Source organism: Salicibibacter halophilus (genome assembly GCF_006740705.1).
GTDB lineage: Bacteria > Bacillota > Bacilli > Bacillales > Marinococcaceae > Salicibibacter > Salicibibacter halophilus.
Genome location: NZ_CP035485.1, coordinates 1280232 through 1294558 on the forward strand (window position 1 = coordinate 1280232; position 14327 = coordinate 1294558).

The 14327-nt window shown below is 39.8% G+C and carries 15 protein-coding genes and 2 pseudogenes; 5 read left to right on the forward strand and 12 right to left on the reverse strand.

What is annotated here, in order from left to right; all coding sequences use genetic code 11:
* Positions 1-94: 94 nt before the first annotated feature.
* Positions 95-742: a hypothetical protein gene (locus EPH95_RS06210; RefSeq protein ID WP_142088272.1), complete on the reverse strand. Its 648-nt coding sequence runs from the start codon at positions 740-742 to the stop codon at positions 95-97.
* 294 nt (positions 743-1036) lie between these two features.
* On the opposite strand from EPH95_RS06210, the gene EPH95_RS06215 reads away from it, so the two are divergent.
* Positions 1037-2284, forward strand: a complete 1248-nt coding sequence (locus tag EPH95_RS06215; RefSeq protein ID WP_142088177.1) for an IS4 family transposase — start codon at positions 1037-1039, stop codon at positions 2282-2284.
* A 145-nt stretch (positions 2285-2429) separates the two neighbouring features.
* Here the strand turns inward: EPH95_RS06215 and EPH95_RS06220 are convergent, their stop codons facing one another.
* Together EPH95_RS06220 and EPH95_RS19200 are read right to left on the reverse strand one after the other, a co-directional pair.
* Positions 2430-2570 carry a hypothetical protein gene (locus tag EPH95_RS06220; RefSeq protein ID WP_160141648.1) on the reverse strand — a complete coding sequence of 47 codons (141 nt, stop codon included), beginning with the start codon at positions 2568-2570 and terminating at the stop codon, positions 2430-2432.
* A 469-nt stretch (positions 2571-3039) separates the two neighbouring features.
* Positions 3040-3435, reverse strand: coding sequence for a hypothetical protein (locus EPH95_RS19200; protein WP_227004073.1), 396 nt, complete (start codon positions 3433-3435; stop codon positions 3040-3042).
* A gap of 108 nt (positions 3436-3543) precedes the next feature.
* Here EPH95_RS19200 and EPH95_RS06230 point away from each other — a divergent pair, with 108 nt between their 5' ends.
* Positions 3544-3939, forward strand: a complete 396-nt coding sequence (locus EPH95_RS06230) for a hypothetical protein (RefSeq protein ID WP_142088276.1) — start codon at positions 3544-3546, stop codon at positions 3937-3939.
* Between the two features lie 258 nt (positions 3940-4197).
* Here the strand turns inward: EPH95_RS06230 and EPH95_RS18705 are convergent, their stop codons facing one another.
* Complete coding sequence (locus tag EPH95_RS18705) at positions 4198-4440, reverse strand: hypothetical protein (protein WP_160141649.1); 243 nt, start codon at positions 4438-4440, stop codon at positions 4198-4200.
* A 549-nt stretch (positions 4441-4989) separates the two neighbouring features.
* Here EPH95_RS18705 and EPH95_RS06235 point away from each other — a divergent pair.
* The 3 genes and pseudogenes from EPH95_RS06235 to EPH95_RS06245 all read left to right on the forward strand — a co-directional run bounded on the left by EPH95_RS06235 (position 4990) and on the right by EPH95_RS06245 (position 7335).
* Positions 4990-5283 carry a Fic family protein gene (locus EPH95_RS06235; protein WP_142088279.1) on the forward strand — a complete coding sequence of 98 codons (294 nt, stop codon included), beginning with the start codon at positions 4990-4992 and terminating at the stop codon, positions 5281-5283.
* 24 nt (positions 5284-5307) lie between these two features.
* Positions 5308-6455, forward strand: a pseudogene (locus tag EPH95_RS06240) (IS3 family transposase).
* A 379-nt stretch (positions 6456-6834) separates the two neighbouring features.
* Positions 6835-7335 carry a Fic family protein gene (locus tag EPH95_RS06245; RefSeq protein ID WP_160141650.1) on the forward strand — a complete coding sequence of 167 codons (501 nt, stop codon included), beginning with the start codon at positions 6835-6837 and terminating at the stop codon, positions 7333-7335.
* A 106-nt stretch (positions 7336-7441) separates the two neighbouring features.
* Here EPH95_RS06245 and EPH95_RS06250 read toward each other — a convergent pair whose 3' ends face one another.
* From EPH95_RS06250 to EPH95_RS06290, 8 genes and pseudogenes are all read right to left on the reverse strand, one after another.
* Positions 7442-8164, reverse strand: coding sequence for a class I SAM-dependent methyltransferase (locus EPH95_RS06250; protein WP_142088284.1), 723 nt, complete (start codon positions 8162-8164; stop codon positions 7442-7444).
* Positions 8165-8535: 371 nt separating this feature from the next.
* Positions 8536-8772, reverse strand: coding sequence for a hypothetical protein (locus EPH95_RS06260; RefSeq protein WP_142088286.1), 237 nt, complete (start codon positions 8770-8772; stop codon positions 8536-8538).
* A gap of 70 nt (positions 8773-8842) precedes the next feature.
* The gene (locus EPH95_RS06265; protein ID WP_405127426.1) at positions 8843-10027 is read right to left on the reverse strand and encodes a DUF6688 domain-containing protein; all 1185 of its coding nucleotides are present in this window, start codon (positions 10025-10027) and stop codon (positions 8843-8845) included.
* A 112-nt stretch (positions 10028-10139) separates the two neighbouring features.
* Positions 10140-10646 carry a GNAT family N-acetyltransferase gene (locus EPH95_RS06270; protein ID WP_142088288.1) on the reverse strand — a complete coding sequence of 169 codons (507 nt, stop codon included), beginning with the start codon at positions 10644-10646 and terminating at the stop codon, positions 10140-10142.
* A 104-nt stretch (positions 10647-10750) separates the two neighbouring features.
* Positions 10751-10873, reverse strand: a pseudogene (locus EPH95_RS06275) (aminoglycoside 6-adenylyltransferase); the annotation flags it as partial.
* Between the two features lie 76 nt (positions 10874-10949).
* Positions 10950-11684 carry a class I SAM-dependent methyltransferase gene (locus tag EPH95_RS06280; RefSeq protein ID WP_142088291.1) on the reverse strand — a complete coding sequence of 245 codons (735 nt, stop codon included), beginning with the start codon at positions 11682-11684 and terminating at the stop codon, positions 10950-10952.
* Positions 11685-11776: 92 nt separating this feature from the next.
* Positions 11777-12571 carry an AAC(3) family N-acetyltransferase gene (locus tag EPH95_RS06285; RefSeq protein ID WP_142088293.1) on the reverse strand — a complete coding sequence of 265 codons (795 nt, stop codon included), beginning with the start codon at positions 12569-12571 and terminating at the stop codon, positions 11777-11779.
* A 730-nt stretch (positions 12572-13301) separates the two neighbouring features.
* A complete protein-coding gene (locus EPH95_RS06290) occupies positions 13302-14294 on the reverse strand; it encodes a LacI family DNA-binding transcriptional regulator (RefSeq protein WP_142088295.1) in 993 nt (330 codons plus the stop codon).
* Between the last annotated feature and the right edge of the window lie 33 nt (positions 14295-14327).

A 14327-nucleotide genomic window follows, 5' to 3' on the forward strand; every position in this document is an offset into this window, starting at 1 on the left:
TCTACACATCAGGGGAAACCCCTTGCAACAGAAAGAATTTTTTCATTTCAGCAAACCCTAAAATAAAGTCCGATCACAATATCTCACAAGCCGGTTAAGAATCCGATTCTTTCACACGGATTTCTTCCATGCCTTCTTCAGCTTCGTGAACAGGTAAGTCAAAAATTTGCTCCTGTGAGTATCCATTTGTAATATAAACACGTATATCTTCTCCTGCCTTAAATTCGTACGGCTCTACATGAATGGTAAAGTAACCATCTTCAGAAACTTCCGCCTCCTCTGTTGAGCGATCAGTATTATTCTCTGCATCTGGAAATTCGAACATTACCGTGTCACCAGGATTTACACGTCCATTATAATCTTCCGTGTTTTCATGAATACCTGATAAAAGAAGATCTACGTACACCTCGTCTGAAAGTTCTTCAGGCTTAACCGCAAGTTCTTCATGATGAGCGCGTCGTTCTTTTTGATTCAAATCAATAATTTCACTAAGTTGCGATTTTGTTTCATTGGCTTGATTTTCAACCGCTTCCACTTCACCTGTTGTTCGGTCAACTTCATAACTTGAAAGTAATGGAGACCCTATTGTTTCGTCATCAGATTCAGCAGAAAACATGTTTACTTGATATATATCATCATTTTCTTCCACCGAAAACTGGTACGCATCCAGAAAATCTGCTATTCCAGACTCATTTTCTTTTATATAATCAATAACATGCTCCTCTGCCTCATCTTCTGTCATTTGAGAATACTCTTCGTTATTTTCATCTGTTTCTTCCTGGTTGTTATTAGAATCGAGAAAATCGTCTGAAGCTCGGTTTTCATCTTCACTGTCGTCTCCCTCTTCGGTTGCATCAACTTCTTCATTCGTATCGTCTACACTAGTGATGCATTAAGTTGAAACACTATTTGTCAAGCAAAAAACCCCGAAATTCGATATAAAATTTATGGAATTTCTGTCCAAAAAATCAATAAAAAACCTTATAATGAGAGGGACGGTGGTCCACGTCCAAATCTCTCACTATAAGGAGCTCCTATGGACAAGGATACCACGAGTACCACATTTAAGGAAGCATTACATCCGTTAAATATCAAAAAGGTTTTAGAAGATTTTATTGGGATAGACCGATACGTTAAGAAATTAACCCATGAAAAATTGGTTGCTCTGATGATTTATGCACAGATCTACCAGATTCCAAGCGCGAAGCAGTTAGCGTTGACACTCAAGAATAGCGAAGAACTCCAAGAAAGCGTAAATCTTTCTTCGATTAGCAGCTCACAGCTTACACGCCGTTTGAGTGACATAGGCGCTGATGTTAGCCAGGCCTTATTTTCCGATGTCGTGAGCCAAATGAAGCGAGAAATCCATCCTCGTCATCGCTTGCAGGTGATGAGTCCCATCTATCTTGTGGACGCTTCGATCATTCCGCTCTGTCTTTCCCTCTGCCGATGGGCGACCTATCGTCCCAAACAGGGGAAAGGCGGCCTGAAAATTCATATGAACGTGGCTTGTCTGCCGGATGGAACCGCACCGGAGGACGCTGTTCTTAAACCAGCTATTCACGCCGATCGTACGGAAATGAATGAGCTGATTGTGGAAGAAGGCGCTCTGTACTTGTTCGATCGCGGCTACAACGATTATGAAGCCTTTGACCGGTATTGCGAACCGGAGACCAACATTCGATTCATCACGCGGCTCAAAAGCAATGCAGTATTCGATGTGATCGAAGAATTTCCGGTGAATCCGGACGGCCCCATTACCCGTCATGCCCGCATTCGGCTAGGCGGTGGTCAAAAGCAAATGACACATGCCCTTCGCTTGATTGAAACGCATGATAGTGAAGGTAATCTCATTCAACTCATCACAAACGACGAAGAGGGTAAGGCCGAGGACTTAGGCGAGCTTTATCGCAAGCGCTGGCATATCGAACTCTTTTTCAAATGGGCGAAGCAGCACTTACAAATCAAATCGTTTTACGGGACGAGCCCCAATGCTGTGTATAACCAAATTTGGATGGCGCTAATCACTTATTGCCTGCTACGGCTTCTTCAAGTGCTGACAGGTTGTACACAATCGCTGTTTTATCTGTTGCGCTGTGTGCGGGATGACTGCTTTAAGCCCTTCAAAGAACTGGTGAAACATCTGCATCGTAAGCCTACGCGAACAAGCAAAGGTCGGCAACGAACCGACCCTGAAGGGGAATTCCGGCGGTTCACCGAGCTTGTGGAGAAGGAGGGATTGGAAGGCGCTGCGGCTGTGTATGCAGATGTCCACTGTGGATAAATTTTCGAAATTATAATATCTTCTGACAATGTGGATAGTGGATGACCGCCACCACCCCTTTGCTTTTTTTTCAAAAAATGAACCTATCTATACGTCTGAATATATGGAATAATATGTTATTTTATTGGAGGACGCTTGACATTTCTCAGCATATTTTATGCATCGCTAGTGTATCGTCTACTTCCTCAGTTTCACTTGCGTCATCATCAGTGTCCAGTGTACTATCACCAGTCGTTTCTTCTTCATCATCTCCACAAGCAGCTAATAATGCTACACTTAGAAACATTGTGGATGCTGTTTTTATGAATGTTTTCATTAAGTCTTCCCCCATTTAATAATCATCATTTTAGCATACAAAAGCAACTTTCTCCTCAAAGGATGGATAATAATCCGGCCTTATTCTGTTACACCCTTTATTTTTTTCAGCTATTAGCTGGTATAATGGAAGAAAGGTGTCAAACTCTTTTAATAGAAAAAAAGTAAAACATCCCACCAGCCATCCAAAATGGTTCCCAAAAAGCTAACCTCCAAAATGTTGCATAAGAATCTAAGTCAAAATCTAAAATAGTAAAGGCACTTAATGCAATTGTGATGAAATTAAGAAATCCGTACAAGAATAAAAAGACTCCCGCAAATTTCGTCAAGTAATAAAGCACCCTCGTTATTAAAGGCTTTTTCCATTGAACAAGAAGCATCAACAATAATACTACGCCAAACAATTTTATAAGGCCGGTAAGCCATATCATAGTAACGAACTATGGTTCAGGATTTAGGGACATCTCATAAATAGCTCCACCTAAGGATCTAACACCAAGCATACCGCCCATTGCCCAATAGAAACTCATACCAGCAAAAATCGCAGTCCAAATAATACCCAGAGTAATAAACCAATAGTTATTTCTCAAATACAAAACACCTTCCATTTTCCAGGAATGACCTAAAAATTTTATTTCCCAAAAAAACGCCCGTTTTTTTACTTTTTCTTTTTGGAATTCATACCCCAAACACCTATAAAGATTAAAAGTAATGCAGCCACCATACCAGGATTCATTATATACACCCGCTTCTTTTTTTGCCTTGTCTTTGGCGTTATCTTTATTCCAGATAATGGTGCCGATAAGCCAATAATGAGCGCAATACTTATTCCGCAAGCGTGCTTCGTTTGCTTAATAATATTCTTTCCCAATCTAATTTAGATTTTCTGCCTATTGTTTTTTTTCTGATTATACTATTGAATGTGTGTTAAGGAGGTGAAAACAATGTTAAAAAAATTTCTCACTATTTTCATGATGTCTTTTGTATTTGTTTTTGTGTTCACTAGTTTATCGTCTACAGCATCTGCATACAGTTCAGAAGATTATATAATTGAACCACCTTTTAATGGTGAATTTCAATTCACAACAGGTGATGGGGAATGGGACGGCGTTATACCAAATTCTCATATGTTTCATGTGCGACTTGGTGTTTCATCATTATTACCTTCTAGTGATCTTAATGTCCGTCTATGTAACTCTGAATCGGGAAATTGCACCCCATATAAAAGTTTCGCTGGTTCCAGTGCTTTCTTTTCTGATATGATGCCCGGAATATATTATATTGACATTGTTTCTACTACCAGAAATGGTAGTGGTACAGTGACTTTCCACAAACAGTAAAATAATCCCGTATAATGTGGTGAACTCCCCCATTTACAATAGAGTCATACTACCTTTGGAAGTGAATCGGAACGTTTTTGTCCGGTTCTTTTTTACATGAACAACGATTAGGCAAGAATAAGCATAGGTACGGCAATGGCACTTGCTCTAGGGTATAATCACAAGCATCTTTATTCCACAAAGCGCCTCGATTGCTTAACAGTTTACCACATTTTTCAGTCTCCGTGTCCATCCTGTGATACAGGGACTTTTTCTTAATCATTTTTTATCGTTACATTCATGTGCAATAGTGATCAATAATGCTAATCCTCCAATAACAACAGCCCCCAGCCAATAAAAAGGAATGATTGCTCCCGCGGGATCTCCGAATACGCTGAAAAGCATGCCACCTAACATGGCAAAGCAACCGACGATCCCGGTCATAAAGACCGGTTTTAAGGATGGAAATAAAAGAAACCCACCGTTGCGTTCGCTTTCCTTTTTTATATAGAGTAGATCCATGTTTCAAGAAAGTGGAAGGGGAAAAATAAACTCATCGCCAAATTCATTATCCCTTCGTTTACCGCAGGTTCAACACTCGCACCAATTTGTACTCCGTGGGTGGTCATAAAGAAAGCCAACATGAATAAAAAACCATATGGGAAAATAAGGAACATAAAACTTAACACGATCTGTGAAATCATCTCCCCTGATATGGTTCCCACAAATAGCGTGAAGGCAAAGATCGCCACAATAAGCCAGCAAGGGAACAAGAAATATTTCAATGAAGTTAAAATTCGCAAGAGCATCACGATATTCCGAGAACTGTATCATGATTTTCCCCCAAGCTGATTGTAGTAATAAGCGACCCAGTCTTGCATAACGAGATTAATGTAAATGCGATTTTAGACGTCTTCCTTTATGCCGCTAATGCACTCCCTTTCAGGAACACACTTCTATAGGAATATTTCAACAACAGTGATAATATGGGTATACATGGAAAACAAGCGTAGCCAGAAACACGATTTATCGTATAAAAAGATACGGTTAATAAATATGGAGGATAGTAAAATGCAAAATATAAAGAAGGCTACTGAACTCAAGGAACAATTAGATCGTCAACGACCTCTTGATGCTGTAACCGTTCGGCGCTTGAAAGAGGACTTTTTCATCAGGAACACTTATCACAGCAATGCCATTGAAGGAAACACACTGACGATTTATGAAACAAAAGCGATTCTTGAAGATGGCATTACCGTTGGGAACGGAAAGACACTTCGAGAGCATATGGAAGTCATAAACCATCGGGATGCGATTCAGTACGTAGAAAGTTATACTGTAACCAGGGTGTTGGACACAAAATGAGAAAAAATAAGATAAACTATAGCTATGAGTAAGAAAAGAAAAACATACAGCCCAGAAGAAAAAGCCAAGATTGTTTTGGAAGTTTTGAGAGAGGAAAGCACCCTCAAAGAGATATCCCAAAAATATGGGGTGAGTCAACAGTTGATCAGTCGATGGCGGACGGAATTCCTGGATAATATGCCATCCGTGTTTGATAAAAAGGCTGCCAAAACCGAAAAGTTAAAGCAGGAGCATGAAGCTGAGAAGGAGGAGCTCATTAATCAAATCGGTCAGCTTACGGTAGAAATGAACTGGCTCCAAAAAAAACAGAAACAGGTCTCGGATTGGAGGAGAAAAAAGCAGTAATCGATTTTGACAGTAAAGAGATCTCCGTTAAGCGCCAGTGTCAACTTTTGGATCTATCCAGGTCGACGGCTTATCATCCGATCATCGTTAAGCAGCCTGATCAGAAGGAAATTGCCATTAAAAATACCATCGACCGAATCCACTATGATGAGCCTGCATTCGGCTGTCGTCGCATTCGTGGAGAACTGCATAAACGTGGCTTCAGCGATGTAGGATTCAAACGTACACGCCGATACATGGAAGAGATGGGCATTGTCGCCTTTTACCCTGGGCCGAACTTGAGCAAACGGGATTTACAAGCACGAACCTATCCTTACTTGCTTCGGGGCGTGAGCATCACCCACCCCAATCATGTTTGGGGCATTGACATCACGTATTGCGGCACGCCTACAGGCTTTATGTACCTAGTGGCCATCATCGATTGGTTCTCACGGCTCGTTGTGGGTTGGGCCTTGAGCAACACGATGCATACCGATTTTATCATACGCGCCGTGGCGGAGGCGATCAACGCTTATGGTAAACCTGACATCATCAACAGTGACCAGGGAAGCCAGTTTACATCTAACGATTACATCGACTTTATCAAAAGCTATGAAACCGTGAAAATCAGCATGGACGGGAGGGGACGAGCGACAGACAATGCCCGAACAGAGCGGTTTTTCCGGAGTTACAAATGGGAAAGACTCTATCTCCTGTGTCCGGAAACGGTCTCGGAATTGAAGCAAATGACCAAGCTTTATATGTCTCATTACAACTGGAACAGGCCTCATCAAGCTTTAGAAGACTATGAACCGGCACGCATTTATTTTGGCGAATGTGGTCGTTAAGGCACCCACTCTAGCGAAAGGAACAGACGCTACAAATCGCTCGTTTTCGCCTTGCTGGGAGCCGCCGAAGGGTACCATTGACAGCTGTGTTCGCTTCCGTGATCCGGCGGATGGGGTCGGGGCCCCGCCGCAGGATCGGGTTTGAAGCGATGGGTTCGTGGTAAACTTCGCATGCGGCTGATGGCTCTTTGAGCTTTTTTCACCCAGTCGCCATCACATGCACACCACGAACCCAAACAGCTGTCAATGGCGGCGGATCCGAGTGGTGAAACTGGGAGGAATCCACAAATATCAGAAGCAAGTAGTAAGAGCTATATGAAGTTCAAATGCAATCCATTTCAGAGGGGAGGATTTATCTTAAAAAATCATTTTTCGTGTCTTGACAAAGGGTTACATTACAAGTGTTGTCACTCGACCATTAACAGAATGCCTCATTCGTAATATCCACTCCTTAATTTTAAAAGGGATCGATACGGATCAGGCGGGAGCGTATCGTCGTCAAGACGTAGTCATTACGGGGGCATCACACTCGGTGACTCCACATCTTAAAATTGCCGATGATTTGGAGGAGCTGATGCGTTGGTATACTTCTGCCTTAGAAAACAACAAGGGCCATTCCATTGAAATTGCAGCCATCCTTCATAGCAAGTTCGTAAACATACATCCTTTCTTGGATGGCAATGGACGAACGGGGCGTTTGTTGATGAATTTTGAGCTAATGAGAGCTGGATATCTCCCGGTTATCATTCAAGTGGACGATCGGCAAAAATATTATGAGGCATTAGACCATGCTGGTGTGAACAATGACTATACGATGCTTATTGATATGGTGGCATCTTTAGAAGTAGGTGCATTAGAGAAGTATTTGGAGTTGTTATAGTGGTAGATTCAGCATCTCTGTCATTAAGAGCAATCTACCAAGAATCTACCCATTGTGACGGGCGCTTTTATTCAATTAAAGCGCTTCTTTTATGGAACACCTGCTGCTACTTATATCCCCCAAAAAGAGCATGACCTGCTTTTACCCACCATGCATCTACATCAGAAAAGCCCGCTTGCTCAAGTGCGTTTAATTGTTCCAACAGCGTGGATGGTTTGTCGACAGGATCATCCGGATGCTCAAACAGATTCCATTCTGCGTTGAGAAAATATTCGTAGGCTTGAAGGTTATCCTCTAGATCAAGAGATTGTTTTTTCGTAACTTCATCCCAACTACGACTCATGCTACGCCTACCTATTTCATTCACCGGTTTTAAAATGTCCGCAATCAAGAGGGCTCCATTTTCTTGCAAATTTAAATAAAGCTTTTTAAATAGATCTTGTTTTTGTTTAAGATCAAGATGATGAATCGCAAGGCTACTCACAAAACATCTTATATTATTCGGTAAACCTTTTAGCCATGAGTCGTCAAAAAGATCAAAATGGCGAAATTCTAAACGGTCTGCATATTGATTAAGTTGATCTTTCGTATAATCCAACATTTCTGAAGATCCGTCCAGAGCAATAACATGTGCTTTAGGAAAAGTGCTTACAATTGTTTCGGTTAGCCAGCCTCCACCTGCGGCAATGTCTACAACAACTAATTCTTCATCATGATTTGCTGGAATAAGATCGATAAAAGCCTTTTCCAATTCATCACGTTCTGGTATAAATACCCGTCCGTAACGGAGAAACAATTCTGTATCTGATTCATCCCATTTTTGATCCATCTTTGATTTCTCCTTTTATTTGGTATAGGTACATTTTATTTGATAATAGTTACTCGACAATCTGGCCCGACGCTGATCCTTGTTCCGCATAAGCGCCTCGTTAATGGAACTCAATTAGCACAGCAAAAAGAGTTTACTCTCCTATATTTTTTATCCATTCACGCAGTTTTGCGCTCGGGTAATATACCTGTCCATTTATGGTTATATGTGGTATATCTGGGTATTCTTGAATTAGAGACCTTGCATCTTGCTTTGATAAATCGATGTAATGGTGTACCTGATCTTCTTTTATCAATTCAGGTGCTGTTTAGCTAAACATTTCTTTAAAGTTAAAATCATTGCCATTGGAACTTTTAAAGTTTTTCAATCCATCACCTATGAAAAACGCTGCTGCTGCTTAGAGTCAGGATGATACCCCCAATTAATTCGAGAATTGCTAAACCTAATATGATTAAACCAATTGATGGCAGCGTTATAACCCCTAAAATCATGTGAACTACGGCAGAAATGTAAAGACCTAATGATTTCTTTGTGGTTACACTGTAAATTGCATAAACTAACCCAGCCACTGCAAGCACTACGACTAGCCAAGCAGTCCAAGATGTCACTCTACATTCCTCCTCAATCGCGCCTCGATCTGAAACAATAAAAAATTGAATGTCACCATGTCATACGCATTTAGGTATTTCGCTTGCTTAATTCACTATATTGCATAAGGATTCTATTTTCTGGCTTTTTGTCCACCGTATATATCACAACGAGGAACAACCATTCTAACGGTTTCATTAAAAGATAAGTGATGTCTGCAGTCCATTTTGAATTGATGTGCCTGCTGATTGGATAGCCAAACCTGTCGTAAAAGTTGCGGATGACTTTATGGAAGCTTGGCATGTATTGTTCAAAAATATTCTCAAATGCATTGGCAACCATCAGCTGACGATTCACAGTGATTCTTAATCCCCTCCTGGATCCTGCCCTAATTGGTTTGACCAATTTTTTATGTCCTTTTGCAGAGACCGTACACAAATAATGTCCGTCATCCTCCAATGTCTCTGGTTCTGGCATAGGGATATTTGAATAATTAAAAGAGCTTGTTTCAAGGAACACACGGATAAAGCTATCCGGACGTTGTCCAAACAGGACCAAAATCAGTTGGATAATGACCAGAACCGGAAACAAAATGACAGACCACAATTTTGGCATCTTTTGATACTTATTAGAGATCCTATAGAGAAATATCATGAATTTATTATTGTACACAATTTCTTCTTCATGAATGTTGTCATGAAAATGACTCAGGGAATCCCTCAGCCTTGCAATATATAAGAAACATAATGATAGAAAGGTTATTTGCAGAAGAGTGACCGAGAATCCTTCACCATAGTTCTCGGAGACAGTATGAGTGAGATAGATAGCTGCAAATATGATATTCAAGATGATTAAGGTACTGCATGCCACATAAACCATCGGCGGAAGATGCTTATATTTAATGCACGCGACGCCAAAACCAGTCAAACCCAATGTTAACAGGACAATCACTGAAACAATATGTTCATTGGCAAGAGAGGCATAGCCATTTGCCATGGCACCAGTTTCTTCATAAATACGCAATGTCCCGCCAGCGTCTACAGCAACACCATTTAGATAGAAGCCAAGTAATAAAAAACAGTAAATAACAACGGAGAAGAAAACATCCATTATTACTTTAACTTTGACTGAACCATCCTTAACATCTTGTGACTGCACCTCCTTCGAAAAACTCTGAAACATTCTTATTAGAGCATAAGCGGGAGTTGAAATAATTAAAATTGCGACTAGAATTAACAGTATCGAAAAAAGCTCAAACAAACTTTTTACCCCCAATTCTACTGCTCATCAATCCAGCCCGATTCTAAAGGACGCCATATTGTTCAAGATAAGCGCCTCGTTTGCTTAACATCACGTAGCCTGTTTTCCGGTATTAATAAGCAAGTGATTATGTAATAACAGAATAAATATATACCTCTTTACCCCATTTTTGAACGGTCTTTTCAATATTCATACCAATTCGTTCAGCAACTTTTGTGGATGGAATGTTGTCTACATCAGGTAAAGAAATTATCTTTCTTAATTTCATTTGCTCAAATCCATAATTCTTACAAGCTAACGCAGCTTCGGTAGCGTACCCGTTTCCCCATGCACTCCTCACGAACAGATAACCAATTTCCATTTCTATTTCACCATCAACCTCTTGAGGGACAATACCACATTGACCAAGAAAATCTCCTGTCACCTTATCTTCAACGATCCATAGTCCGACCCCGTATTGGTTATAATTATTTAACGTCCATTCTATCCACTCCATAGTCTGACTTTTGTCTTTTGTCGATGGGTAATACTTCATCGCCACTGGGTCGGAGAATATTTTCATTAAATTTCCGACATCATCCTTATTCATTTCTCTTAGTGTCAACCTCTCAGTACTCATGACAGTATTTTTCATTTCATCATTGCCTCCTCATTTTTACTGCTTTTCTTCAAGAATATGGCCCGAGAAATGAATACGTTATTCGGCTAACGATCGTTAGTTTAATAAATCTACGACGTCCTAACAATGTTCAAATGCTCGTGTGCATATAGAATTTCTCTTCGCCACAGGCCTTTTGCTACATACGTGGTTACCCACCAAAATTCATTGCAACAGTCAGCAAAAAACTCAACAGAAGGACGCATTTGTTCAATTAGCGCGCCTCTATAACGGAAGAATGATCTGAGGATGTTGCAGAAAATCCTATCAGCTTGATGTTCATTTTTTGTTTGCTGAAATCATTAGAAACATTGGTCTCCGATTTTCATCCTCCATTTGAGGATCATTTTTTGACATTTCATCAGAAGGAAACGATTCCTTCACTGCTTTTATCATAAAATCAGTGTCAATTAGATTATTTATATATGTTGAAACTGTACGATGGTACTTTGTAACATTTTCATTTAAGAATGATGCCTCTCGCACGCCTTCCTTTTGATAGTTATCAACTGGCCAATGCAGGCGATTCCCTTGTTCATCATAATACCAATCTTGTTCTTTTCGAGTAGTAAAAATGGGATGTTCAACGGAAAAAACAAAGCTTCCCCCAGGCTTTAGAGAATCATAAACTTTTCCGCAGATTGACTTAAACGACTTAATATAGTGAAAGGTAAGCGAACTAATTACCACGTCAAATTGAGAGTCTGAAAAGTCGATTTCCTCAATTGGGGCTTTAATATACGAAATTAAGGGATCATTTGTCTTTTCACAAGCTCTTTGAATCATTTTTTCGGATATATCTATACCTGTCACAGATCCTGCTTGCTGCTGACGTGCATATCGACAATGCCAACCGAAACCGCAACCTAAATCGAGTACACTTTTATCTTTTAGATCTGGTATTAGTTCTTTTAATATATGCCATTCCCCAGCACCTTCAAGTCCCTTAACGGATCGAGGCATTTGTTCATACGCAGAAAAGAAATTCGGATTATCATATTTATTTTGTTTCATCGTCAATACATCTCCAGTTACCTTTTTCAATTAATTAACCCGCAAAAGCCATAGTGGGCACTTTTCTTATTCGGCAAACGCGCTTCGATTGTTTATCTAATGTTTTTTCCCGTAAAGTCAACTAGATCAGGTTGATAAATCAGCTTTGAGGGAGCATTTCCAACGTGCCCTTCCCAAATTTCATATTCCTTTTCAAACTTCTCTCCAATTGCAGGAAACTTTTCCTCATCATAATCAAGCTCTACATATTCTTTCCATACCTTCTGATGATCTTCTAAAATTGGACTCATCTTTCGTACTTCTTTTATCCCTGCACCTTTATGTTCTCCGTAATGCATTGATGTGTTGGTTTCATAATCAGTTCCAAGCATTAAAACACAACCGTTATTACGGTATATAAAGCCGAGTGGTGAGTCATCGCCCAATCCATTATCTAATGAATGGTTATTTGCGATTTCATCACTGTTCTTTCCCCATACTGAAAACGAGTGTACAGGATGATAACTACGTTTGACGTCCGGGTATGTGCGAAATGACTCTGGAATAGCCCCCATTGCTACTGTTGGTGTTACACTGGGATCAAATGGCGGTAATTCATTCATCACTTCAGTGACCCATTCTTCTGGAATTGCTGGATTACCCCACTCCCTTGGATCCGATATATCAGCACTGTGAGCTGGCATGATTATCGTACCTTTTGAGGTAACCACATCTTGTAAAGCACGAATTATAGCTACTGGACCACCACAGACCCAGCCTAACGATTTCATCGAAGAATGCACAATTACAACCATATCCTCACGTAATCCTAATTTTTTTAAGTCATTTACAAGCGAACTACGTGTTTGTGGTGCCTTAGATTGTTGAATTAATTCTGTTTGACTCATGATGTAAAACTCCTTAATATGTATAAAAATAGCGATAATAGACTACCAGTATTTTTAAATGGTTACAAACTCTCTGATATTAACTAATCGGATACAAAACCGTTATTCAATTAAATGGCCTTTTTCTGGTACAACTTTATTCCATTAGAGCGCTTCGATTCATGAATAAAGACTTACACCCTAACTTTGATTAAATCGCCCCAATCAAACGAATACAGAAGTTTCCTATACTTCTTCCATCTTTTTTAGTTTCCTTTTAAATAAAAACGCAAGGGCTGTCATAAATACAAGTAGACCTATAAGCCCCCATACCGAAGCATAATCTGGGTATTCAAACATAAAAAAGACGGTTATAAGGAATATAGGAATATATAGTAATGTTCGTAAAATCCAATTCATTCTCTCTCGATGTAGCGAGCCACTTCATGGCCGCACTTCTGGCAGTTTCCACGGAGTACTATTTCATCTTTGAATCCTGCCATCTCAATTTTATAATCTGTAATCGTAGTTGTTCCGGCGCAGGACACGCAAAACACATTATGGATGATTTTTTCTCTGCCCATTCTGGGATTTAATTCCACTGTTCCTGAGCATTTTTCATGATTAATTTCACTCCAAGAATATAATTTATTCCGTATTTGCGCTTCTATTCTTGAAGACTTGATTTTAAGATAAGCGCTCGTTTGTATTATAACCTCTGATCTATTAGAAAAACTTTGGTTGCCACCTGTTAGGTAGATCCACGCATGATTAATTGACCTTCGAAAGTTTTGACCTCTCCTTCTAAAGGTGTGCCTTCATACAAGATTTTCATTAATGTTTTAGCAGTATAAACGCCTAACTGATCTATAGGGATATGAATGGTTGATATGGTAGGATGAGTTGCTAAACAGATTTGGTGATCATCATAACCCATGACCGCAAAATCTCGTGGAACGTCGAACCCTCTTTGTTTCAGCTCTTTTATGACCCCTGCGGCAACATAATCACTTCCCGTGAATAATGCAGTTGGACGATCACTTTGGGGCTGGTTGATGAGCTGCTTCACGACATTCATACCGTCTTTAATCGTAAAACACCCGGGATAAATCCATTTTTTTGCCTCCTGAAAATCTTGATGTAGGGTTTGTTCATAACTTTCTCGTCTTTTTTGCTGTAACGGACTATTGGAAACATCATAACAGAAACCTATTCTTGTATGCCCCTGATTGAGTAAATGATTGAGGCCTTCTGTAGTTGCTCCTCGTTCATCGTAACAAATCACAGGAATCGTTGCTTCTTCGTGAAATTCATTACACAGTACAAGTGGTCCATAATGTACATACTCTTCTATAAGCTCCCAATCATTTTCTATAGAGCATAAAATAACGCCTTCGATTTCTTTAAATTTAAGCATTTCTAGAATGGCTTTCTCATTTTCCGCATTGTAGAAACTTTCACTAATCATTGTTTTATAACCCTGTGTCCTTAATTCTTTTGAGATTCCCGAAGCTAATAAGCTAAAAAATGAATGATAAAGATTTGGAATAATAACTGCAATAGTCTTGTTTTTCATAAGTCTAAAACTTCTGGCAATCGAATTAGGCACATAATTTAATTCTTCAATAACCTCCAACACTCTTTGTCTGTTTTCCTGACTAACATAAGGATGGTGATTGAGTACTCGAGAAACGGTAGATTTTGAAACATTTGCTTTGGATGCAATATCGTGTATGGTCGTCACTTTACCCCCTATAAAATATTTGACCTGGGATTG

Coding starts and splice junctions, on each gene's coding strand:
- EPH95_RS06210 (WP_142088272.1), bottom strand. CDS start 742: ATGACAGAAGATGAGGCAGAGGAGCATGTTATTGATTATATAAAAGAA.
- EPH95_RS06285 (WP_142088293.1), bottom strand. CDS start 12,571: ATGAGTCAAACAGAATTAATTCAACAATCTAAGGCACCACAAACACGT.
- EPH95_RS06230 (WP_142088276.1), top strand. CDS start 3,544: ATGTTAAAAAAATTTCTCACTATTTTCATGATGTCTTTTGTATTTGTT.
- EPH95_RS06280 (WP_142088291.1), bottom strand. CDS start 11,684: ATGAAACAAAATAAATATGATAATCCGAATTTCTTTTCTGCGTATGAA.
- EPH95_RS06270 (WP_142088288.1), bottom strand. CDS start 10,646: ATGAAAAATACTGTCATGAGTACTGAGAGGTTGACACTAAGAGAAATG.
- EPH95_RS06220 (WP_160141648.1), bottom strand. CDS start 2,570: ATGTTTCTAAGTGTAGCATTATTAGCTGCTTGTGGAGATGATGAAGAA.
- EPH95_RS18705 (WP_160141649.1), bottom strand. CDS start 4,440: ATGGATCTACTCTATATAAAAAAGGAAAGCGAACGCAACGGTGGGTTT.
- EPH95_RS06215 (WP_142088177.1), top strand. CDS start 1,037: ATGGACAAGGATACCACGAGTACCACATTTAAGGAAGCATTACATCCG.
- EPH95_RS06235 (WP_142088279.1), top strand. CDS start 4,990: ATGCAAAATATAAAGAAGGCTACTGAACTCAAGGAACAATTAGATCGT.
- EPH95_RS06250 (WP_142088284.1), bottom strand. CDS start 8,164: ATGGATCAAAAATGGGATGAATCAGATACAGAATTGTTTCTCCGTTAC.